General features: G+C 44.3%; 26 protein-coding genes and 1 other RNA gene. 11 read left to right on the top strand and 16 right to left on the bottom strand.

What is annotated here, in order from left to right; genetic code table 11:
* Positions 1-3 precede the first annotated feature (3 nt).
* The 4 genes from ICC18_RS13475 to ICC18_RS13460 form a co-directional block, all read right to left on the bottom strand.
* Complete coding sequence (locus ICC18_RS13475; protein WP_188174944.1) at positions 4-1,362, bottom strand: ABC transporter permease; 1,359 nt, start codon at positions 1,360-1,362, stop codon at positions 4-6.
* Positions 1,359-2,054, bottom strand: a complete 696-nt coding sequence (locus ICC18_RS13470; protein WP_188174943.1) for an ABC transporter ATP-binding protein — start codon at positions 2,052-2,054, stop codon at positions 1,359-1,361. The genes ICC18_RS13475 and ICC18_RS13470 overlap by 4 nt, the downstream gene beginning before the upstream one ends.
* Before the next feature lie 130 nt (positions 2,055-2,184).
* A complete protein-coding gene (locus ICC18_RS13465) occupies positions 2,185-3,366 on the bottom strand; it encodes an MFS transporter (protein WP_188174942.1) in 1,182 nt (393 codons plus the stop codon).
* A 22-nt stretch (positions 3,367-3,388) separates the two neighbouring features.
* The gene (locus ICC18_RS13460; RefSeq protein ID WP_188174941.1) at positions 3,389-4,723 is read right to left on the bottom strand and encodes an MATE family efflux transporter; all 1,335 of its coding nucleotides are present in this window, start codon (positions 4,721-4,723) and stop codon (positions 3,389-3,391) included.
* A 197-nt stretch (positions 4,724-4,920) separates the two neighbouring features.
* Here ICC18_RS13460 and ICC18_RS13455 point away from each other — a divergent pair, with 197 nt between their 5' ends.
* The 5 genes from ICC18_RS13455 to serS all read left to right on the top strand — a co-directional run bounded on the left by ICC18_RS13455 (position 4,921) and on the right by serS (position 9,581).
* Positions 4,921-5,238 carry a hypothetical protein gene (locus ICC18_RS13455; protein WP_376745635.1) on the top strand — a complete coding sequence of 106 codons (318 nt, stop codon included), beginning with the start codon at positions 4,921-4,923 and terminating at the stop codon, positions 5,236-5,238.
* 51 nt (positions 5,239-5,289) lie between these two features.
* Complete coding sequence (locus ICC18_RS13450; RefSeq protein ID WP_188174940.1) at positions 5,290-5,922, top strand: hypothetical protein; 633 nt, start codon at positions 5,290-5,292, stop codon at positions 5,920-5,922.
* Between the two features lie 31 nt (positions 5,923-5,953).
* Positions 5,954-6,979 carry a tetraprenyl-beta-curcumene synthase family protein gene (locus ICC18_RS13445; RefSeq protein ID WP_188175316.1) on the top strand — a complete coding sequence of 342 codons (1,026 nt, stop codon included), beginning with the start codon at positions 5,954-5,956 and terminating at the stop codon, positions 6,977-6,979.
* A gap of 34 nt (positions 6,980-7,013) precedes the next feature.
* A complete protein-coding gene (gene pfkA / locus ICC18_RS13440) occupies positions 7,014-7,982 on the top strand; it encodes a 6-phosphofructokinase (RefSeq protein ID WP_188174939.1) in 969 nt (322 codons plus the stop codon).
* A gap of 312 nt (positions 7,983-8,294) precedes the next feature.
* Entirely contained in the window at positions 8,295-9,581 is a 1,287-nt protein-coding gene (gene serS, locus ICC18_RS13435) for a serine--tRNA ligase (RefSeq protein ID WP_188174938.1), read from the top strand.
* A 49-nt stretch (positions 9,582-9,630) separates the two neighbouring features.
* Here the strand turns inward: serS and ICC18_RS13430 are convergent, their stop codons facing one another.
* Positions 9,631-10,584: a D-2-hydroxyacid dehydrogenase gene (locus ICC18_RS13430; RefSeq protein ID WP_188174937.1), complete on the bottom strand. Its 954-nt coding sequence runs from the start codon at positions 10,582-10,584 to the stop codon at positions 9,631-9,633.
* 124 nt (positions 10,585-10,708) lie between these two features.
* Between ICC18_RS13430 and ICC18_RS13425 the strand changes: the two genes are divergently transcribed.
* The gene (locus tag ICC18_RS13425) at positions 10,709-10,918 is read left to right on the top strand and encodes a DUF3906 family protein (RefSeq protein WP_188174936.1); all 210 of its coding nucleotides are present in this window, start codon (positions 10,709-10,711) and stop codon (positions 10,916-10,918) included.
* Positions 10,919-10,949: 31 nt separating this feature from the next.
* Here the strand turns inward: ICC18_RS13425 and ICC18_RS13420 are convergent, their stop codons facing one another.
* Positions 10,950-12,134 carry a putative glycoside hydrolase gene (locus tag ICC18_RS13420; protein WP_188174935.1) on the bottom strand — a complete coding sequence of 395 codons (1,185 nt, stop codon included), beginning with the start codon at positions 12,132-12,134 and terminating at the stop codon, positions 10,950-10,952.
* Positions 12,135-12,245: 111 nt separating this feature from the next.
* Here ICC18_RS13420 and ICC18_RS13415 point away from each other — a divergent pair, with 111 nt between their 5' ends.
* Entirely contained in the window at positions 12,246-13,403 is a 1,158-nt protein-coding gene (locus tag ICC18_RS13415; RefSeq protein ID WP_188174934.1) for an MFS transporter, read from the top strand.
* A gap of 47 nt (positions 13,404-13,450) precedes the next feature.
* Here ICC18_RS13415 and tatA read toward each other — a convergent pair whose 3' ends face one another.
* The 5 genes from tatA to ICC18_RS13390 all read right to left on the bottom strand — a co-directional run bounded on the left by tatA (position 13,451) and on the right by ICC18_RS13390 (position 16,372).
* On the bottom strand, positions 13,451-13,681 hold the full coding sequence (gene tatA / locus ICC18_RS13410; RefSeq protein ID WP_188174933.1) for a twin-arginine translocase TatA/TatE family subunit: 231 nt from the start codon (positions 13,679-13,681) through the stop codon (positions 13,451-13,453).
* Positions 13,682-13,797: 116 nt separating this feature from the next.
* Positions 13,798-13,992 carry a hypothetical protein gene (locus tag ICC18_RS13405; protein WP_188174932.1) on the bottom strand — a complete coding sequence of 65 codons (195 nt, stop codon included), beginning with the start codon at positions 13,990-13,992 and terminating at the stop codon, positions 13,798-13,800.
* A 133-nt stretch (positions 13,993-14,125) separates the two neighbouring features.
* Positions 14,126-14,947: a YitT family protein gene (locus ICC18_RS13400; RefSeq protein WP_188174931.1), complete on the bottom strand. Its 822-nt coding sequence runs from the start codon at positions 14,945-14,947 to the stop codon at positions 14,126-14,128.
* Positions 14,948-15,094: 147 nt separating this feature from the next.
* The gene (locus ICC18_RS13395) at positions 15,095-15,787 is read right to left on the bottom strand and encodes a DUF4247 domain-containing protein (RefSeq protein ID WP_188174930.1); all 693 of its coding nucleotides are present in this window, start codon (positions 15,785-15,787) and stop codon (positions 15,095-15,097) included.
* A gap of 48 nt (positions 15,788-15,835) precedes the next feature.
* Positions 15,836-16,372 (bottom strand): DUF4178 domain-containing protein, encoded by a 537-nt coding sequence (locus tag ICC18_RS13390; protein WP_188174929.1) that lies wholly within the window; start codon positions 16,370-16,372, stop codon positions 15,836-15,838.
* Between the two features lie 278 nt (positions 16,373-16,650).
* Between ICC18_RS13390 and cshA the strand changes: the two genes are divergently transcribed.
* Entirely contained in the window at positions 16,651-18,240 is a 1,590-nt protein-coding gene (gene cshA, locus ICC18_RS13385; RefSeq protein WP_188174928.1) for a degradosome RNA helicase CshA, read from the top strand.
* Between the two features lie 74 nt (positions 18,241-18,314).
* Here the strand turns inward: cshA and ICC18_RS33715 are convergent, their stop codons facing one another.
* Positions 18,315-18,401 (bottom strand): YjcZ family sporulation protein, encoded by an 87-nt coding sequence (locus tag ICC18_RS33715; RefSeq protein WP_223192586.1) that lies wholly within the window; start codon positions 18,399-18,401, stop codon positions 18,315-18,317.
* A 158-nt stretch (positions 18,402-18,559) separates the two neighbouring features.
* Here ICC18_RS33715 and ICC18_RS13380 point away from each other — a divergent pair, with 158 nt between their 5' ends.
* The 3 genes from ICC18_RS13380 to fsa all read left to right on the top strand — a co-directional run bounded on the left by ICC18_RS13380 (position 18,560) and on the right by fsa (position 20,333).
* The gene (locus ICC18_RS13380) at positions 18,560-19,387 is read left to right on the top strand and encodes a YesL family protein (protein WP_188174927.1); all 828 of its coding nucleotides are present in this window, start codon (positions 18,560-18,562) and stop codon (positions 19,385-19,387) included.
* Positions 19,388-19,451: 64 nt separating this feature from the next.
* A non-coding RNA gene (gene ssrS / locus ICC18_RS13375) (6S RNA) lies at positions 19,452-19,633 on the top strand.
* A gap of 43 nt (positions 19,634-19,676) precedes the next feature.
* The gene (gene fsa / locus ICC18_RS13370) at positions 19,677-20,333 is read left to right on the top strand and encodes a fructose-6-phosphate aldolase (RefSeq protein ID WP_188174926.1); all 657 of its coding nucleotides are present in this window, start codon (positions 19,677-19,679) and stop codon (positions 20,331-20,333) included.
* A gap of 57 nt (positions 20,334-20,390) precedes the next feature.
* On the opposite strand, the gene ICC18_RS13365 is transcribed toward fsa, so the two are convergent.
* The 4 genes from ICC18_RS13365 to ICC18_RS13350 form a co-directional block, all read right to left on the bottom strand.
* The gene (locus ICC18_RS13365) at positions 20,391-20,528 is read right to left on the bottom strand and encodes a hypothetical protein (RefSeq protein WP_188174925.1); all 138 of its coding nucleotides are present in this window, start codon (positions 20,526-20,528) and stop codon (positions 20,391-20,393) included.
* Positions 20,525-21,085, bottom strand: coding sequence for an accessory gene regulator B family protein (locus ICC18_RS13360; protein ID WP_188174924.1), 561 nt, complete (start codon positions 21,083-21,085; stop codon positions 20,525-20,527). Before ICC18_RS13360 ends, ICC18_RS13365 begins: the two co-directional genes overlap by 4 nt.
* Positions 21,082-21,504 carry a hypothetical protein gene (locus ICC18_RS13355; protein ID WP_188174923.1) on the bottom strand — a complete coding sequence of 141 codons (423 nt, stop codon included), beginning with the start codon at positions 21,502-21,504 and terminating at the stop codon, positions 21,082-21,084. Before ICC18_RS13355 ends, ICC18_RS13360 begins: the two co-directional genes overlap by 4 nt.
* Before the next feature lie 352 nt (positions 21,505-21,856).
* Positions 21,857-22,456, bottom strand: a complete 600-nt coding sequence (locus ICC18_RS13350) for a CPBP family intramembrane glutamic endopeptidase (RefSeq protein ID WP_188174922.1) — start codon at positions 22,454-22,456, stop codon at positions 21,857-21,859.
* Positions 22,457-22,535 lie beyond the last annotated feature (79 nt).

Genomic DNA, 22,535 nt, shown 5'->3' with positions numbered 1-22,535 from the left:
CTCCTATTCTCGTTTTATTGCCGTTAATGCATCTGTTCTGGAAGCTTTAATGGCCGGATAGAGTCCGGAAAGAACACCTATCAAAATGGCAAAGAACATGCCCACGGGTAGAATCCATAAGCTGATGAACAATATTTCGGCATTTTCGCTGCTATCTCTGGAATCGAATTGGATAATGAGCAGATTGATTCCCCATATCACCCAGTAAGACAGCAGAATGCCAACTAGGCCACCAAGCATACCAAGTAATGATGATTCAACGATAAACATATTCCGGATTTGCTTTAAATTCGCGCCCAGTACTTTCATAATGCCGATTTGCCTGCGTCTTTGGTGGGTGGACATGGTCATGGCGACTACAATGGAGATCGACGCGACGAAAAGCACGAAGAGACCAACGCCTGTCAGCAGAAGACGCACAATGGCGAATTCCCCTTTCATTCGATCCTCTTGATACAGGTTGGATTGCGTTGTGAGTTGAAGTTTCTTAATAAGAGCTTCCACTTCTTTAACGTGAGCGCTGCTATCAACCTTCACTCGAACGGAGGAATATTGAACCAGCCCGTCGCCGGAGGCTTTATTCGTAAGTTCGAGTATTTTACGTCCCATTTCAGGCGAGACATAGGCGGTTTTGTTGTTTTGAACCATATAGTCCGGCAGCCCTTCAGGCTTTTTCAGCACTCCGACGACGCGAACGGGTATTTCAATTTTTTTAGTGACAGCGGTCTCCGCATTCCCATTTCCATTCCCGCGATCCGGGAAACTCGTCGGAGTAAGCAGCAGTTGTTTCTGGTAAAGCGGATAAGGGATGGCATTCATCTTGTTGATCGTATCTGACATTTCCTTATTCGGATTTTGCTGCATCAGCTTGCTGCGGACTTGTGAGGTTTTCTCATCTATGACGCCCATGGTAGCTCCGTAAGCCAGAATAATGCTATTATCGCGATCGGAGCTGCCGCCTTGCTGGAATTTGGAGTTGAACACTTCTACAGTATCCAGCTCCGTTGAAATGAGCTGTACATAACTCTGCTTGCCGTCATCCACTGTGAAGCTGAATTGGGGCAACTCCTGGAAACTTGCTACGGATTTGACATGGGGAAAAGACCGGATCAGATCGAGTTTCGCTTTTGTTATTTTGCCTTGACCGTTAGGGTCATCGTTTTGTCCTTGAATCGTTATTTCATCCGTCTTTAAATAAAAGCTCATTTGTTTCTGGCTATAGTGCTGAATGGATTCACCGAATCCAAGCGCGACCATGATCGAAGCTGAGCCGATGGCAATGCCGACGGTACAAAGTGCAGTTACGACTTTTCGGCGCTGAAGCTGATCCCAGCCTAGACGAATATAGTCTTTGAGTTTCATCCTGCGACACCTTCCTGACTGCCGCTATCTTCAATCAAAAAACCGTCACGGAGCTGCAAAATACGTTGTGTTCGGCAAGCTACCTCATGCTCGTGGGTGACGATAACGAAGGTGATCCCAGAATTTTGATTCAAATCGATGAGCAAATCGATGATTTCTTTCTCCGTCTTCGTGTCCAGGTTACCTGTTGGTTCGTCTGCAAAAACGATAGCAGGCTTCGTAATCAAGGAACGCGCGATACTTACGCGCTGCTGCTGTCCGCCTGACAACTGGGAAGGGAAGAGCTCTGATTTATCGCCAATCCCTACCTGCTGCAGGAGAGTCATAGCTCTTTCTTTCCGTTCTTTGCTGCCGACACTTTGAAACACTAGCGGTAGTTCAACATTTTCTCGAACAGTTAAATGTGGAATTAATTCATAAGATTGGAAAATAAATCCGATATGCGTCCTGCGAAATTCAGCCAGACGATTTTCATTCATCTTCTCAATCGCCTGGCCTGCAATAAGAATGCTTCCTCGGGTAGGCTTCATTAAGCCTGCCATTAAGTTCAATAGTGTTGACTTTCCAGAACCTGAGCTGCCGAGCAGGGCAACCATTTGGCCATGCTCTACCCGGAAACTAAGTTCATGAAGAACGGGCGTATCTTCTTCACCTGTCCGAAAGCTGTGAGATAACCGCTCTACGGATAACACACGATCATCCCTTTCTTTAGAGGTAGTTTAAAAAGTCCACTTTGCCCACATCAGACGCAGTCTGATTGGCGAATGAACCCAGATCTAAACGCGGCGAACTTTCTAAACCTCATTTTTTCCTCGAAATCAATCATTTTGTAACACTGGGTAGACTGTCATCGCCTTGAAGCAGATGAGTTCCCAGAAATCCAACTGCCGACAGGAAGGCCAAGCCTGCGCCAATGAAATAGACGGAGCTTCCGCCCCATAAATCGAATACCCAACCGCCTAACGTTCCGCTAAGTAATCCGGCCACACTTGACCATGCCACTGCAAAAATAGCTTGACCCGAAGCGCGATATTCATCAGGAATGATGTTCCCGATATAACGAATCGCGGTAAATAAGAAGATTCCGAATGTCACACTGTGGAGCATCTGAACGGGTATGACCCAGCTCGGATCCTGAATGAAGCCCATAATTACGAAACGCACGGTATAAGCAATCCCCGCAAATGCAAGGAGAGGCAATTCCTTAAATCGGTGTCCGTACTTGCTAAGAAAGAAAAACACGGGAATTTCGCTGAGCGCAGATGTCATCCATGCGTAGCCGATTATGGAATCCGATGCGCCAAGCTGTCTCATATACAACGCTAAGAAACCATCATTAAAACGATGTGAAACGGCCATGATGATGATTAAGATAATAAACCAGATGAACTTTTTGCTTCGAATAATGCTTAGCATCCCGCCAAACTCCATCTTTTTTCCGCCTTGACGGGCATCTTTGAGCAGGAAGACGAGTATTAATGAGCAGCAAATGGTGAATAGACATAATATCGGGGTCAATCCTGAGCCATATTGTCTAAGTAATATCCCGAATCCTCCTGCAGAGACGGCAAAACCGATGGAACCCCAAATCCGGAAGGAAGCATAGCTTTTGCCGGTCATGCTGACATTCAGCATCAACTGGCTGTCATTCAACGAATTCACAGGCTGCTGGAAAAAGAAAAACATGGCCAGACATATGTACAATAGGGAGAACCATCCTGAAGTATAAACAAGAATGGACGTAACAAGCTGCCCCGCAATGAGGATGATCATGATTTTCTTTACCGTCCGGTAGCGGTCACTTAGGAATCCCCAGAGCAAATTCGTTGCTATGCCGATGAGCGGTCCGATCGAGTAGAGCAGACCGATTTGAATTTTGGAGTACCCTTTGTAGTCAAAATAAAGCGGAAAAAAAGTGACGACGATGCCCATCGTCATAAAAAAGGAAAAGGTGAACAATTTCAGCAGCAAATCTTGGGACTTCATAGTATTAGACGTATGCATTGACGTTCATCACTCGATTTCATCACATATTTTTAATTGAAAGGTTTTGCTCCAGGTGATTGGCTGTTTTTCGGAGGACATAGAAGACGACAAGAAGCTCAGCCAGCATGCCGATCGATTGTGCCAAAGCGCCGATCATCCCATTCCAGCCGGGTACAAGCAGGATAGCGGTTACTAAGGTTAATACGGTTACAAATGCATTAGCAGATTGCGAAATGACCATAACTTTCGTCTGACCTCTTAGCATAATGATCCCATTCAAATAATCCAGCCATGGAAATACAATCGTCATCACCATAAAAATCCGCAATGTACTTAAACTTGCTTGCATCAGATCGGCTTTAACACCCATTACATGTGTCATGAATATCGGCCCCAGCGACGTATAGCCTAGTATCGCGATGAGCGATCCGGGGATAAAACTGAGGAGGAGAGAAAAGCGGAACACCGTCCCAGGGTCTTTTCGGTAAAAATTCAATACAATCTGGTGGATATAGGAGAAAAAACTCATGACGAGCTGAGTTAAACTGCCTGCAATGGCAAACGAGGCAATGGCCAAGTGAATTTGCGTTGTTTTCCCCAGCATGGCATTAATTGAAGGACCGATGATGACAGCAATGATGGAGGAATAAAGAAGCGGTTTATAAAAGCTGAAAATTTGCTGCTTCGTCTCAATCGGATGATCCGGCGCCTTCTCCGGAATGACTTTTCGTAATAACGACGTGCCTTCCCATATCGCCACAGCAGCTTCAATGATCATTCCGACCAGGAAAATGATAGCCCCGACTTTGCCGCTGGAGACATTATTAGTCGTAATAAAGTATAAAGATAACAAGTACATAGCCAAAAGCCGGATGCACATCCCGATCGTTAGCCATTTCGTCCGCATATTAAATATTATGATGCCATGAAACAGACAGCGTAGTCCGGAAAAAATGCTGACATACATCAGAATCTGATAAACGCTAATGGTGGCAGCCAACAAATCGCGTTCAACGCCAAAAAAATAAAGAAACACCCATTCCCCGATAGGTGTGTAACAAAGAACTAGACCTATGATCATGATACTCGCAAAAACGTAGGAGCTTACGACCCCCATCGCGCGAAACGAAATGCGGTCTCGTACTAGAGCCGAACACGTTTGTCTAAGCAGAACAACCGGTTTCTCAGTTAAACCAAGCAGGCTAAGAGGCAGCGCATAAGTGGCGATAACCACTTCGGCATTGGCAGCCCTCGCAAGCGTACTGTTAATAATAACGTGTGAGAGAGTAACTAGGGTTGCAGAAATGCCGAGAGGCAGAAAAAAGGAGATGAGCTGTTTCCAAGTGATGGATTCCTTTTGTGTAGTAGCGGACATCTTTATCTCTCCTAACCATATGTTCCTTCCTAAAACGTTATTTAAGTATACCAGAATTTGAAATCTTGTTGACATACATTTTTAACTGGAAACCCGAGGGTTGAAGTGATACATTTAAAGTTAGAATATTTCTTTAAGAGGTTGTTTCGTTTTAAATAAATCCCGCAGCAAGTTTTTCCTGCAAGGAGGTAGACCTGATGATGAGCTGCTATTTTCAATATGATGAAAGATTAGGAATAAAGATTCCGAAGCTGGAGGAGGAGTGGGATAGCTACTCGTCCGACGTGCGTGCCAGTGTTTTGTTCCAATGGGAACAGATTCGTGGAGCGATACCAGACCGGATTTTGAAGCTGGAAGCGGTCATTATCTTGAAACAAAATCAGCTTGACCATGAAGATGATTTTCTTACCTCATGTCAACTGAATTCTGAAATTGCTGATTTGGCAAGTACGATTAATGATCTGCATTTATGGTTCCGTGTTAATCAGGAATTGGAATCCAAAGTTCACCATTAATAATGGCTGCATACAGGGCGTCAACTTTAATTAAGATTGGGAGTGACTGGCATGCATAGCAACAAGGATGAAGCCAACTGGTTGGAAGCAATTGCGAAGCCGCTGCTTGAGCATCTGCCTTCTTTGTACCCGACTGAAGAATGGGATACAGCGATGGATGCACGTATTGAAGCACTATTATTGGAGAACCTTACCAATGGAAGCATAGAGCAGGAGACATATGGGTTGGCGATCAAAGCGGGTCTTTTTTTATTGAATGAAAGCCTCGATAAATCCCACGATATTGCCCAGGAAATTACGAATGCATCCGGAAGCTATTGGCATGCCTTGATGCACCGGATGGAAGGCGATTACAGCAATGCGAAGTATTGGTTTAATGATGTTGGTCATCATCCTATTTTTTCTAATCTAATCCAATGCGTAAGTAATTATTTGAATGTCAAAGATTTAGCCGAATTGGATAACGAAGCGCTTCACAGCAAGTTGGAGGTGCTCATTACTTCACCGGTGTGGAACCCGTGCGTTTTCACAGATGCGGTAGAGTTGCAGGTATCCCATGTTCAAAATCCCATTGTTGAGAATTGGTTAAGACATATTCAACGATATGAGATGCAGCTTTTATTGCAATATTGCTATGAACAAAGTTGTGGAGGAAGTCTGCTTGAAGCAATTGGACAGAAGTAGCTCAAAAGTGCCACAAGGGCCTTTCAGACTTATGCTTAGGGTGTATCGATACATATTGCCCGAAGTTGACAGTCAGCTTTCGCTTTGGAAAGCAGCGGCGGAACGTATTCCGGATGCCGAGCTTCGTACACAAGCGTTAGCCAGCATTGCGGCCAAACAATTCCACTGCCAAGGCGGCGCAGTATATGCTGCGGCAAATTTGTCGATGCGCCATGTTTTAATTCCGTTAATCGTAGCGTTCCAAACGATCAGCGATTATTTGGATAATCTCTGTGATCGCAGCACATCGCTGGACCCTCAGGATTTTCGCCAACTCCATCAATCGATGCTGGATGCTTTGGATCCGTCTGCACCTTTGCACGATTATTACGCCTACAGGCAGGAGAAGGAAGACGGGAATTATTTAAACGAGCTCGTCAAAACGTGTCAATCCTGTATTTATCTATTGCCTTCCTATGCTTTGGTAGCTGATCAGGTACGCACGCTAGTCTCTTTATACTGCGATTTACAGGTGTACAAGCATATCCGTAAGGATTTACGCGAACCTGAGCTTCAGGTGTGGTGGGACAAGCATCATAGCCGTTATAAGCAGCTCAGCTGGAATGAGTTTGCCGCGGCTACGGGATCTACGCTTGGTATGTTCATGTTTTTCTTGGCTGCTTGCGATCCCAATTTGCGGCAGGAGAAGGTAGAACATATACGTGAAGCATATTTTCCTTATGTATGCGGATTGCATATATTGCTTGATTATTTGATAGATCAGGAAGAAGATTTGATCGGCGGGGATCTCAATTTCTGCAGTTATTACGATACATTGGAAGTGACGGTTCAGCGAATCGCTTTCATTGCGCAGGAAGCCCGCGAGAAAATTTTATGCTTGGAACATCCCCGATTTCATCGTATGATAATTGAGGGTTTGCTTGCGCTATACTTATCTGACCCTAAAGTCAATCACCAACAGCAAGTGAAACAAATATCGAGACGTCTAATGAAAAATAGTCCACTAACCCGGTTGTTTTTCTGGATAAATAGCATGTACATTAGAACAACATCATGAAATCTGCCTAGGAGAATTTGGAGGAGGAAGAGAAATGTCAGCAGTAAAATCAATTGCCGTATTAACAAGTGGGGGCGACTCTCAAGGAATGAACGCAGCCGTTCGTGCCGTTGTTAGGAGCGCATTGTACCATGGTCTTGAAGTATACGCCGTACAGCGCGGGTATCATGGTCTGATTAATGATGATATCCGTAAAATGGACTTGCGCAGCGTTGGGGATATTATTCAACGTGGGGGCACGATCCTGCAAACGGCTCGCTGCAAAGAGTTTATGACGCTCGAAGGCCAACAAATCGGGGCTGAAAACTTGCGTAAACGCGGGATTGACGGGTTGGTGGTTATCGGTGGTGACGGTTCTTATCAAGGTGCCAATAAGCTGAGTAAGCTGGGCATCAAAACGATGGGTCTTCCTGGAACGATTGACAATGATATTCCATTTACGGATTTTACCATCGGTTTCGATACTGCGGTAAGCATCGTTGTTGATGCCATTAACAAGCTTCGGGATACAATGACTTCTCACGAGCGTTCTTCCGTTGTAGAGGTTATGGGACGTCACTGCGGCGAGATTGCACTCTACGCTGGATTAGCTAGCGGTGCAGAAACCATTATTGTTCCGGAAATGCCGGTCAACATTGATGAAGTCGCAAACCGCATGAAAGATAACTTCTCCCACGGCAAGCGCCACAGTATTATACTTGTTGCTGAAGGAGCAGGCACAGGAGAAGGGATTGCTAAACAAATTACAGAGCGCAATGGTATCGAGCCGCGTGTAACGGTTCTTGGTCATATTCAACGTGGCGGTACGCCAACGCATAATGACCGTATACTTGCAAGCCGTCTGGGTGATTTCGCAGTCCGCAAGCTGATGGAAGGTGATTCCTCCAAAGCTTGCGGTGTAATCAAAGGAGAATTAGTCGCAACCGACATCGATCTGGTTGTGAACACGAAGCGTACATTTAATTCTGAATTGTACGAGTTGGCACAACGTTTATCTCAATAGGCCTAATTTATTGAAGCAGAGTTGACCTGACGGCTGACTTTGGCTATAATGACTAGAAAATATATACATTCGTTATCATGTCAATGAAGAGCTTCCAACTCGGAGACGCTCATGATCGGATAGGCTCGAAGGTTTACGCTTGCCTGTCTCTAAATAAGCCGGCACCGCCCGTTATCGCGGAACCAAGCGGATGAATTAGCTTTTAGCTTATTCATCAAGTTGGGTGGCACCGCGAGCAGAACGCTCCTCGTCCCAATCGGAGAGGAGCGTTCTTTGTCTTTTTCAGAAAAAGAAGAGGAGCGGTGACAGGTTATGTTGGACATCAAGTGGATTCGCAATCATCAGGAGCAAGTGGTAGAGGCGGCGAGAAATAAAGGGCTGCACGATTTTTCGATTGAGCAGCTTCTCAGGGCCGACGAGAAGAGAAGGGAACTGCGGCAGCGAGTGGATGAGCTGCGGACAGAACGCAACCGTGCATCAGCTGATATTGCACAGTTCATTTCGCAGAAGCAGAACCAACAGGCAGACAACAAGAAAGAACAGGTGCGTCAGTGTAATGCGGCGCTGAACGAATTCGAAGCTGAACTCCGAGAGCTGGAAGCTCAATTTCATGAGCTCATGCTCACCGTTCCCAATGTCGTTTCGCCGGAGACGCCGTTAGGCGTTACGGATGAGGATAACATGGTGATTAAAGTCGTTGGTGCACCGAAGCGTTTTGAATTTGAACCGCGGGACCATGTGCGAATCGGAGAAGAGCTGGATCTGATTGATATCCCGCGAGGCGTAAAAGTGGCAGGAACCCGCAACTATTACCTGAAAGGGATGGGACTTTATCTGCACAGAGCCGTTCAGCAGTTGGCGATCGATCTGTTGGTCGACAAGGGCTTCACGGTGATGGATGTTCCGCTGATGGTTCGTGAAGAAACGCTTATCCATGCGGCATTCTTCCCCGGAGGCAAGGATCAAACCTACGAACTGACGGATGAAAGCAAGTGGTTAGTCGGTACTTCGGAAGGTCCGCTCATCTCGTATTACGCGAACGAAGTCGTAGATTTGTCGAAGGGGCCGATTCGTTTGGCTGGCGTATCAAACTGTTTCCGAAAGGAAGCGGGCTCGGCGGGCAGAGATGTTCGGGGATTATACCGCGTGCACCAATTTGCTAAGGTGGAGCAGGTGATTCTTTGCGAGAACGATCCTATCATTGCTGAGAAGCTGCTTGCCGAAATTACGGAAAACGCAGAGCGTATTTTGGAGCTGCTGGAACTCCCCTACCGAGTCGTAGCAGTGTGTACAGGAGATATGGGGGGCAAAAACTACAAGCAATACGATATTGAGACGTGGATGCCTAGCCGTGATAATTATGGCGAAACGCATTCGTCGTCGAGCTTGCTTGATTATCAGGCTCGCCGAAGCGGGATACGGTATATGCACCCCGAAGGCGGCTTGCAGTATGTCTATACGTTAAACAATACGGCAGTTGCAACACCCCGTATTCTAATTCCGCTGCTTGAGAACCATCAACAAGCCGATGGCTCGATATACATCCCGGTGGCGCTTAGACCTTATATGAGAGGTATGTCGTCGATACCTGGCAACTAAAATAAGCGTACCCCATCCTTAAGAGAAATAGGGTGGGGTACGCCATTTTTTAATAACCTTCACTTATATTAACAACATTCATCATATCGCCACCTTCCAACATGGCACGGATGTTATGGTAAACGATGGCCGATGCACGTTCCGTATAATGAACGGAGGAGCCGGCTATATGGGGCGTCACAATAACATTGTTCATACGCCATAGCGGAGATGAGGTTGGCAGTGGTTCTTGCTCGAACACATCCAATGCGGCTCCAGCCAGCTTTCCATTTTGCAGTGCCTCAATGAGTGCTTTCTCGTCGATGACGTCGCCGCGTGCCAGATTAATGAGGAAGGCGCCGGATTTCATTAACGCTAGATGCTCTTTCGTCACGAAGCGTTGAGTCTTTGAAGTGCTGGGTAGGAGAAGAACGACAAAATCGCTTTGCGACAGCAGCAGCTGCAGTCCTTCTTCACCGCTAACGATAACGTCGAAGGCAGGTTTTGGCGAACCTGATCGATTTAAGCCGATCACATGCATATCGAAAGCCTTGGCTTTATGCGCTACAGCTTCGCCTATTGCCCCAGCCCCGACGATGCCGATCGTCTTCCCGTGCAGCTCGCCGAAAGTAACCAGGTGATCCCACACTTGTTCCTGTTGTTTGTCGTGAAGCTGATTGGACTTACGCACCCATTGCAGCATCAAACTGATCGTAAATTCGCTCATCTGAATCGTATGTACGCCCCGCGCGTTGGTAAGTACGATATTTCGCTCGGCGAACTGCTGTAGCGGCAGCTTATCGATACCTGCGGATAAGGTTTGCACCCATTTCAGGTTCGCAGCCTGTTTCATTATATCCGGGTTCATCCGTCCCGCAGTAAGAATAACATCCGCCTCAGTGAGATAATCGCGAGCATCTTCTGAACTTTTGAACCAATGGAATCGTATTCGGTCTTGCAGATCGAGCGGTATATGGTCACGCAAATACGTAAGATCCATCCCTGTAATGGCGACAATATTCATAATAAGTTTCAACTCCTATCCATTTATTAGACCACATACTGGTTTTATCATTGTACACGATGCGTTCATCTGGTAACATGATAAACAAATCGACCTCTCATGTAAATAAGGAGCCTGCGTAACAATGTTTATGTACCGACTGGAAATTGAGCTGGAGGATCAAACGGCTTACTTCATCGTATTATCTGAAACGGATGAGAAAGCATTCCAATATGCGGACGAGCATCTGGAGCGTCACTTCATCGCAAAGCCGAAAGTTAACCAACTCGTCATCGTAGAAAAAAAACGTGTCCATGCCGGTTCCGGCTATGTGATAGAAACCAAAACACCCTGAGTGCTCTTAGGCCCTCAGGGTGTCTTATCGCTTAGTAACTCACGCCTGGCGTATAATTATTGTTGGCGTTCCATAAGAGGTACTCGTCAACGCCGTTATCCTTCAGCGCACGTATTTGCTCTTCAACCTCATGTTTGCCGTACTTAATGTAGCCAGGCACCCAAGAAGCCGTAAAGTCTTGAATCCATGGCCTGATAATAGGCTTCAATCCTTTTTTATCGATCTCGGCTAATTTCTTGGTCGTATCGACGGAAGCGCCGTTGATTGTATTATAAGGGGCTGCATCAGGTACTTTGGCTCCAAACCAGCCTGTGCTGTAATGGCTCGGATAAATCATCGGGCAGATGACGTCGACATTCTGCGATATTTTCTCGAAATCTTGACCGATTCCTTCGGCGGCTGGAACCGATGCGGCATATCCGAAGATGTCAACGGATACTCGAATGCCAAGCGGCTGCAATTGCTCTTTGGCATATTTCACGAAGGCGGCAACGGCTTCAATGCGAGTTCGCTCGTCCTTTGAATATTTCAGGACGTCGGCTCTTTTTTCGAAGCCTTCCGGGAATCGTACGTAGTCGAATTGAATTTCTTTAAAACCGGCTTTCACTGCTTCTTTGGCAACAGTGATATTGTAATCCCACACTTCTTTGCTATAAGGATTCACGAAGCTATCCGGCGGGTTTTTGCTGTTTCCCCATACCGTGCCGTCCGGGTTCATGAAGGAGAGTTCCGGTTTCTTTTTGGCCAGCACCGTATCTTTAAACACGACAATCCGTGCAATCGGGTAGATTTGATGCTCATTCAAGGTGTTCATTAATCCTGGCATATCGCGAATGATTTTCTGTGTCGTACCCATGGCGTCGAGCTCAGGGTTTCCCGATTCCCAGGTGATATAGCCCCAGTCATCTTTCACGTCAATGACGAGTGAATTGAGCTCCGTGTCGTCAAGCAGCTTTACAAGCGTGTTCAAGCGGCTGCCTCCGGCACTGTGAGCCGTGGCGTAGACACCTTTGATTTTCGGCGCATCCTTCTGCGGATCTTGTTTGTTAACGGGAGCCAGAGGATCAACTGGATCCGTTCCTTGGGGTGGGACTGTTTGAACAACCGCGTTCTTGGCATTCAGTGATGCTTGAACCAATTGTTCAAAATCTGCATCCGGGTTAGCAGCAGTGACGTTGCCCCAGATCATCGCTAAAGAAGCTAGTAAAATTTCCATGGTGAATAAGTCCTCTCCCATCTATGATTCTAGCTTTTATTATAAAGCAAGCGGTGAACTCCGCACAGAGGAAATTTGTAGAGGAATGTAGAAGAAAGGTAGAGAAAGTCTGTGAAACTCGACAAACAAATCGTGTCTTTATCCGGCGTTAACTTTTTTTACTATGCATCCAGCGCTATTTTGCTGCCGTACCTGCCGCTATACTTGCAGCAGAAGGGGTATTCGTCAGTAGATATCGGACTCTTGATGATGATCGGTCCCTTTGTGTCGATTTTTGCACAGCCGTTCTGGGGATACGTGAGCGATCGTTTTCAGACGGTTAAGAAGATCGTTTTTTTGCTTTGGGTGCTTTCATTATTAGGCAGTTTCGGACTGTTTTTAACGAATGGATTCGCTTGGACGCTGGGATTCATTTTGCTTCTCTATTTCTTCCTGTTGCCTTCTATACCGCTTATCGACAATTTAGTTTTAAAATCAACAGTGCAGCGGGGGATCTCGTATGGTTCGGTCCGATTATGGGGCTCCATCGGATTTTCAGGTGTTGCGTTGATCTCCGGTCTTTTGCTTGAAGAGCTGGGAGGCGTATCGCGAATCCCATACTTTTATTGGGCGTTATGGATTTTTCCATTTATTCTGTTAGCTTTTATTAAGGATGAAGCGGGCAGCGGCCAGCGCATTACACTTGGGACCATCAGCAGTATTTTCAGCAATAAAAGCTTCCTGTGGTTTCTGTTTATGGTTTTGCTCATCTCGATTCCGCATCGGATGAACGATGCTCTTCTAGGGCTCTATTTAAGCGATTTGGGCGCGAGCGATTCGATGGTAAGCTGGGCATGGGCTATTGCAGCAAGCAGCGAAATTCCCGTATTTGCTTTGCTCAGCAGATACATGCACCGGTTTCACGAACTAACAATGCTGGGAATCGCTTCCTTCTTGTATGCGATCCGTTGGCTCTTGTATATGTTTATAAGTGATCCTTGGGGACTAATTGCTATGCAGGCGACAGCGATGTTTACCTTTGCCGTATTGTGGATCGTCTCCGTGCAATATGTGGTACGATTGCTGCCGGAACAGTTCGGCTCCACAGGTCAATCGATTCTTGCCATGGTATTCATGGGGCTTGCAGGCATCATTGGCGGCTCTATAGGGGGCTGGCTCAGCGATGAGTGGGGGGGCTCGAGTATGTATTTATTCGGAACGATTATGGCATTCATAGCCGCATGCCTGTTTCTAGGCACTCAAGCGTATATTCGCAGAAAGCAGATATAGAGTTCAACAAAAAAACACCCGGATACATGAATGCCGGGTGTTTTTGCTTATTTCTGAACTTGTCCTTTATCTGTTTGCGATACTTCAGCAGGGTTAACTTCTTTGCGTACAGGCTGCTCATCGGAAGAAGAAGCAAGGCCATTGCCAGTTGTTGCATCTTTGAACTCTCTAAACATTTTACCGAAACCGCGACCCAACTCAGGCAGTTTGCTTGGCCCGAAGAGAAGCAGTGCTACGAGAACAATCAAAATAATGTGCCAGGCGGAAAAAGGTCCCATACGTGCACCTCCATAAATTCATCTTATTCCATCATACCATGATCTTATCATATACCATACACCCTAATTATTACAAACCCATTAACTTTCTAAAAAATAAGAGAAAAAAACGCCTTTTAATGATAAAAGGCGTCCTTATGATGTTCAGAAATGCTAAATTGAATAATTTCCATAACGTCTTCTGCATCGAGCGCCTCTAATCCATATTGGAGGACAATCTCGGAATCCAGCTCATGGCTGGTCAGAAAAGGGTATAATTCCGGTGTTAATTTCATCACAATCCTGGATAACTTGACTGTCTCCACAAGCATCACCCTTCCAATCGTAAGATTAGAATAAGACTTAACGCCTGAACCACTCTGAATGAACCAGAACTATATGAAATTACAATTCCTATTATATCACATTTTGACACGGAATGAAGGGGCTGTTTTCACGTTTGCTTCATTTGAGCTTGCGGAATTCACCCAGCACGCCAACAGTTTCCACAATATTTACGAACGCTTTTGGATCTATATCTTTAATAATTCGTTTTAATTCAACAAGCTCATACCTCGTCGTTACCGTCATGAGCATATCGTGCTGCTGGTTGGTGTAGGCGCCTTCAGTTTTCACTAAAGTAACACCGCGCGGTATCAGAAGCAGACGCTTAAGTAACTCATCCTTTTGTTTTGTTACGATAAATGCCGTTACTTTGACATGGCGAATATGTATCGAATCTACAACTTTTCCGCTAATATAAATAGCTAGCATAGAATACAATGCGAGATCCCAGTTCTGCTTAAAGTATCCGAGAGCAATAATAACGACGCCATTCAATGCAGAGAGGACTGTGCCCAGCGGAAAATCATATGTTCTTGTAAGAATGGATCCGACAATGTCAAAGCCGGCACTGGAACCGCCGATTCTTAAAGTGATGCCGCTTCCGATCCCAATAAGTACGCCGCCGAAAACGGCGCCTAAAATAGGTGCTTGAGCCACATAGCCGGTTGGAATGATCTGCATCAACCAAACGGTAAGGATGACAGATAGGACGCTGATAATAATGAATCTGCGGCCCAGTTTGATCAAACCCCAGAACAATAAAGGCAAATTAAAAACTAAATAAAGAAAGCTGATGTTCCAATTCGTGAAATAACCGATAATCATGGCGATTCCGGATACGCCTCCGCTTAATAATTGATGCGGAATCAAGAACATGTTGAAGCCAACCGCCACAAGCAGTGCGCCAACCAGAGTTACGAAAACGTCTAGCGCATTTTTCAAAAACAATCACCTCTAAAATAGTATGCAGCATAATGCCAGTATAATTCATTCGTGTAAAAGTTCAATATCTATTTAACCGATGTTCAATTAAATAGAGATAAACACAAAAAAAGCCGGGTCCATAAAGGACTTCAGCTTTTTGACGATCTATTTACGTCTCTTAAATGAACCGGAACGCGTACTCGTACTAGGTTTGCTGCCGGAAGGAGTTGACACCTTGTTAGGAGTAGAGCCATCATTTCTACGGGTTGTGGAGCTGCTGCCCGTATTCGGGCTCCCTGTGCCGCTTTTGAAACTACCCGTCCGGTCCGAAGTTGCCGGCTTTTTATCTTTGGAAATGTCAGTCGCCGGTGCAGTTGTCTTACCGGTACCCGTGTTATAGGCAGGGGTCCGGGTATACCCTCTGTAATCGTATGAGGTTCGATTGTTGAACCAACCGCCGCCAAAGATGGATTGAAGAAGGGTGGCTGCCAAATACCCTTGCAAGAATGAGGAGTCGTAATGGCTCTTCGCATATTCAATGCTATCAATCTGGACGAGCGTATTGTTGCTGTCTTTAGGATCTTTTTGGATATTGATGACCTTATCTTTATAAAGCAGGAACATCTGATCTTCAGATTCCTTGCTTTTTTCTTCTGGTGATTCTTTCGCGGCCAATTCTTCTGCAACATCAGGTACGGATTTGCCTTCTACAGCATAGACCTTTGATAAATTATTTCCGCTGCCGTCAACGCTGACAAGCGGATATTCGTTCTTTACATAGCTGCCGGCATCTGCGCCGCACGCGGTCAGAAGGGAAATAATCAATAGGAATGAAAGCCATGAAGTCCACTTTTTCATTGCGGGTACCCCTCCTTTCCAAACTTCATTCATGATATCACAGGCGGGTTAATGCGTCGATTTCAAAAACTTGATTTGATTGCCAGGCGTTCTCTCGCCCTCCATGGCTACAAATTTACCATCCTGCCATTGAAGGAAGAAAAAGCGATGATCTGGACCAAAATAACGCCAGAATGTGACGTCGTCCCCACTGCGGAAATCCGTATTTCCTTCTGTACGGGTCACATCATTGCGATAATTTTCAAGCTCGAAGGTAACTTCACCATCAAGTTCCAAGCGCGATGGAACGTCATTCGGGTCGTCAAGCGCACCCTCCATGAAGCTGCAGATGAAACAGTCATAAGTTCGCCCTATTTCTACAATTAAGCACTGAATATTTTTGCCGCTTTGTAAATAATAAGCATAACGATGGGGGGCGAAGCCGCGATCAAAATAAATGACTTTACCTGAAATGACGTATTCCTCTAGATCTACATTCACAATATCTCCAACTTTGGCATCCTCAAGCGGATTGCCTGCTGGAGTTTTAGCCGGTTCTTGTTTTTGACTTCGTAAGATGTTGCTGACTCGTTTAAAAATAGACATAGAAAACTCTCCTCTGTTCCGTTAGTCATTCTTCTTCTTTATACGTTTAGGGTATGCATCAGGTTTCGTTCTCATCAGGAAAGGGACCGCTGGAAATGTGTGTATGACTTGTGCTATAATATTCGAGATATTCTTAAGGGCGGCCAGTTGGATCATGGATGATGTGAATCGTATGTGTATTCCACGAAGAAACTATAGATACGGATAGGAAGTCGTACTTAAGGGTAAAAAAGATACAAGGCATTAGCCTGCCCTGTACAAAAGGAGATTGAATAGATTTGAAAACATTTCAAGAATTTGGTTTAGAACCAAAGATTTTGCGCGCGATTACGGAGATGGGCTTTGAAGAGTCAACACCGATTCAGGAAAAAACAATTCCACTGGCGATGGAAGGCCGCGATTTGATCGGTCAAGCACAAACCGGAACAGGTAAAACAGCAGCATTCGGTATTCCGCTCGTAAACAAAATTAACATTACAGAAGAGCGAATTTCAGCGCTGATTATGTGTCCTACTCGTGAGCTTGCGATTCAAGTTGCAGAAGAAATCGAGAAATTGGGTCGTTTTAAAGGCATTCGTTCCTTACCAATTTACGGCGGACAGGATATCGTTAAGCAAATCCGCGCCCTGAAGAAAAAACCCCAAATCATTATCGGTACGCCAGGACGACTCCTTGACCACATTAACCGGAAAACGATTAAACTGGATGATGTCAAAACAGTCATCTTGGATGAAGCGGACGAAATGCTGGATATGGGCTTCATGGAAGACATTCAGTCCATCTTGAGCCTGGTTCCGGAAGAACGTCATACGATGCTGTTCTCTGCTACTATGCCTGCTAACATTCAAAAGCTGGCACAACAATTCCTGAGCAACCCGGAGCATGTTTCTGTGATTCCAAAACAAGTGAGCGCTCCGCTGATCGATCAAGCTTATATTGAATTACACGAGAAACAAAAGTTCGAGGCGCTTAGCAGATTGATCGATATGGAAGCTCCAGATCTTGCTATTATCTTCGGTCGCACAAAACGCAGAGTTGATGAATTGGCAGAGGCCCTTCAAAAGAGAGGTTATGCGGCTGAAGGTCTTCATGGTGACCTTTCCCAAAACCAACGTGATAACGTCATGAGAAAATTCCGTGACGGCAGCATTGACGTACTCGTCGCTACGGACGTAGCTGCAAGGGGCTTAGACGTATCGGGCGTAACGCATGTTATTAACTTCGACCTTCCACAAGACCCGGAAAGTTATGTACACCGTATTGGTCGTACAGGACGCGCGGGTAAAGAAGGTACGGCTTGGACATTCGTAACGCCAAGAGAGATTGATCACCTGCACTTTATTGAGAAAGTCACTCGTCATCGCATTAACAAAAAGCCGCTGCCAAGCTTGGCTGAAGCGATTGAGGGTAAACAAAAAATGACGGCTGAACGTATTCTGGACGTCATGCAAAATGAAACACATGCTGAATTCAAAGGTTTGGCCATTCAAATGTTGGAGCAATATGATTCCGTTAATCTTCTTGCAGCTGCGATGAAGCTGCTGACTGGCGAGAAGAAAGCGGTGGAAATCGAACTTACACCTGAAGAGCCAATCCGCGCAAGAAAGAAAAAATTCGACGTTCGCAGTTCCGGCAGACGTGTTGGCGGCGGCTATGGTTCAGGCGACCGCAGAAACGATCGTCAAGGCGGTTACGGCGGCAATACCGGTTCCCGTTATCCGCGTAAAGACGGCGGCAGAGAGTATGGTTCCAGAGATGGCGGCGAAGGCCGCAGCTCCTCTAACCGTACCCGGGAATACGGTAACAGCGGTAACCGTGATCGTTCCAGAACGCCTCGCAAGTCTGAGGAAACGCTTGTTAACAAATAAGACTCAAAAAATGAAGGCGGAGATCCAATCAGGATCTTCGCCTTTTTCCATGTCGTGGTTATGTTATGTTTGTCTTAGATAACGAAGGAGCTAGTGATAATAACGAGCAGGATGAAAAGGACAAGGATAGCACCTGCGGATGTTCCGACTGCATGAGACATAGTATCAACCTCCTGAGATTGAATTGGGGATGATTCTTTTTGACAATACTATACTATGTAAAATGACCTACACGGACTAGACGTCTACCTATATGAGCAAAAATAGGCTATAATTAAGCTATAAATTGCATAGGCAAAACTCGAAGGAGGACACAGTTTTGGAGTTTAGAGGAGTTATGGGAGGGCTTTATAGAATATCAGAATGGATCATGCGATTATCGGTGATCAATCTTCTCTGGATATTGTGCTCCATACCGGTTTTCTTTTTTGGTTTCATGGGTTTGGTGAGTCAATCTCCTGATGCATTAATGTCAACATTACCGATTCTAGCTATTTTGACACCGTTTACTTTATTTCCTGCTACTGCAGCCATGTTCACCGTGGCAAGAAAATGGGTAACCGGCGAAGAGGACGTACCTCTGCTTAAGACATTTTTCCGGGGATATAAAGAAAATTACGTGCAAAGTATGGTTGGCGGATTACTGTACGTACTTATTTACACCATCATTATCGTGAACTATTTCTTCTATATCAAACAAGGCAGTACACTTAAAGTTTTGGCCGTGCTTTTTATTGCTTTTACGGTCATTATAACCATTTCATTATTTAATTTCTTCTCGATTATGGTTCACCTTCATATGAAGATCTTGCAAATTGTTAAAAACTCAATTCTTATTACGATCGGTAATCCCATCAATTCGATCGTTATGCTGCTCTGTAATGGTGTTATCGTTTATGTTTGCTTGACGAAACTGAATTTCTTCCTGGTCGTATTCTTTATGGGAAGCATCATGGCCACGTTCTCCTTCTGGCAGTTTAACCGGAGCTTTACGAAGCTGCAAATGAAGCAGCAGGAGCTCGAGGAGAAAGAACAGCAGAAGCTGGCCGAAGCGCAAGCTGAGGAGGCTGAGAACGAAGCAGAGGACACCACAGCAGAAAAAGAATCGGACAAGCATAAATCGGATGAAAATGAGAAGAATAGATAGTAAACCGATACAACCTCTACCAGTTGAAAATGTGCGGTAGTGGCTCTATAATAAATAATACAAAAGAATCCTGCGATGTTCGTCTCGGTTTTAAGTTGTTTTGAACCAATGACTGTTTCTAGGGAGACCTATATTGAAGCGTGGCTGACATGCCCTCGAAAAGGGACTTCAAAAACGTTTCTGCGGACACCCACCTGCGAGAGCGGGTTTGAAACACCAAAACCGGACGGCATAGGCGGGTTTTTTTGTGTTTACATAACAATTATGAACACGGTGGTGGGAGAACTAGATGAGGCTATTTATCGACACAGCTAACGTGAATGAAATCAAACAAGCTTATGAACTTGGTGTCATTTCGGGAATAACGACGAACCCATCGCTGGTTGCCAAAGAGGGAAGAGATTTTTTCGAAACGCTAAAAGAAATTATTACCGTTGTCGGTAATATTCCTATAAGCGCCGAAGTCGTATCGTTGGAAGCTCAAGAAATGGTAGAGCAAGGAAAAAAGCTGGCGGCATTGGGAGAGGGAATCGTCATTAAGGTTCCGATGACTGCAGATGGCTTGAAAGCGACGAAGATCTTTACAAGTATGGGCATTAAGACGAATGTAACGCTTATTTTCTCGTCCACGCAAGCGCTTCTGGCCGCGCGGGCAGGGGCAACGTATGTGTCGCCCTTCATTGGAAGGCTTGATGATATTAATCAGGTTGGTATGAATCTCATTCAGGAAATCAGCCAGATTTTTCAAGTCCATGAAATTAAGTCGCAAATCATTTCCGCTAGCGTACGCCATTCGGCGCATGTCATCGAGGCGGCGCTGCTTGGAGCCGATATAGCAACAGTGCCATTCAAGGTCATAGAGTCTATGATGAAGCATCCTCTGACAGATGCGGGGATCGAGAAGTTTACTTCCGATTGGGCGAATGCGAATCAGAAGACGTTTTGAAAAGAAAAAGGACCATCTTAATATGAAGATGGCCCTTTTTCTCTTCGACAAATGGTTTTATACGCTCCATTTGTCTTTTAATTCTTGTGGAATTTCTGGGGAATAAGCATACCAAGTTAAAGATGCTGTAAAAGGTACTACCATAGCAACTATACTGACGATGGCTGTGATAGAGCGAAGAGCAATTTTTTTCATGGTGAAGTCCTCCTTTCTATTAGTCTAAATAAATATTCGAACACAGGTGTGATCGAAATGACGTGATATAAAAAGGCATCAATGAATAACGGTATTTGAATCCACATATTAAGAACTACTAAAAAGATTGCAACCCATTTTAAATGAGGGATTTGATCTTGACGTAATCTCATGAAAACAACAATGTTTTTAGGAGCATACAAATAAATCAAAACAATGGCAATTCCCGATAAAATATAAAGCACAAGAGAGCTGTGTGATTTTGGTAGGAACGCCAATATAATCATGCTAAGTGAAGAAACAATCGTACAGAGTACAATAGAACGAAAATGAAGACTTCCAATAAATACTTTAATTAATATTGTTGCTGCGACAATAAGAAATCCTTCATATAAATGACCTGTAACACCACAAGCCAGAAGAGTAATTAAAGTTGTAAGCATGATTATCGCTAAAAGTCGAAAAACAAATACGATTGAATCTCTCGAAGGTGAGTTTGGATTATTATTAATTGAAAAATCTGCTATTTGGAAGATCCATCGGTCGATTAGCTTCACATCACATCACCTTTTCGATTATATTTGTCTTTCAATAGCTTCTTATTATATTGATACGAATAGGAAACTGCTAGAAAAGTACAAATTAATTGAACAATGACAATGATAATGTGAGTGAAACTTATTGTCTGGGAAAAATATCCGGCACCTATAGTAAGCGCTAATAAAGAAAGAATCATAGTAAGCGAGACAATAAAAAACAATTTATTGAGTGGAGGTTTTGAATAAATATTTGGAATTAAAAAACCGAATTTTTTCTTACTAAGAATAACAGAGACAATGTATAAAAGGGCAGCAATACAAATGAGTACTATATTACGAGTAATTTTACTAGGTTCAGGTTCTATTAACCCTGCGATGGAAAAACCTATGACTTCTAGGATGACGCCAAGAAGAGCGGAAATAATTCCAATTAACATGCTGTACCATATCGAGATTTGAAAAACAAGAACTAAGGCAATGATCCAAAGAAATAAAGTGAACGAGAAATTAATGAGAGGATTATGCCAATATGTAATGAAATACACTGATTCACAAGCGAGGAATAGAGAGATCAAGACATGTTTCAAGCGTTTTTTGTTCTCATATGGCAGCCGAAATAGAACATCTGCTAAAGAGAGACCTGCTAAAAATTCAATAAAAGAAAAAAAAGTATTTATTATGTATGCCAAGCTGTTCACCATCTCTTCATGTAAGTTTAATTTGTCTCAGGGCTCTGGATATAATATATAATATTTTTCGACTGATATCGACTATTTTCTTTGCACTTTTCTAAATATTTAACGAGACGTTTACGATAAAGATAAAGTTTAAAGCAACATGTCCAATCATCGTTGGGGTTATGGATTGAGATTTCTTAAATATGTAGCAAAAGATTAAACCAATACTAAAATACATGAAGAAATCGATCCAGCTGTAATGCAGCATTCCGAATAAAATAGAACTGACGACTGCGGCAAACCACGAAGGGGTTCTTTTATCCAGTTCATGAAAAATGATTTTTCGAAAAATGACTTCTTCCACAATAGGAGCATTCGCCAGCATATATATCGGCATAACCGGATACTGCTGCATGAGTTGAAATGGAAGAGAAGTGGTAGCTGTATTGTTCGTCATAAAATGATAAATGAATTGAACCAGAATAGAAAAAAGAATTGATTTTTGAATCCAGGCTCCCATTTGCGGTTTATCCATCAGGGATTTGACGGTTAAATGTATGTACTCGTGACGCAGTAAATAAAGCGTTAGGAACGTAGTGAGAATGGGAATTCCGATAATCATCCATTTTGTTAAATAAAAATAAGCGGGAATCATAGTACCTAAATAAACAACTAACAAAATAAGTTTAGCTTGTCTTTGTATGAGAGTCATTGGTAACATCCTCCGTATACTTTTCTGCTATAGTTGAACCTATCGTACACGAATAAGATGAGAAATAAAAGAATCAACC

Origin of the sequence: Paenibacillus sedimenti (assembly GCF_014534655.1) — a bacterium.
GTDB lineage: Bacteria > Bacillota > Bacilli > Paenibacillales > NBRC-103111 > Paenibacillus_E > Paenibacillus_E sedimenti.
Note: the sequence above shows the minus strand (reverse complement) of the source record. Positions and strands in the feature narration are given on the sequence as shown.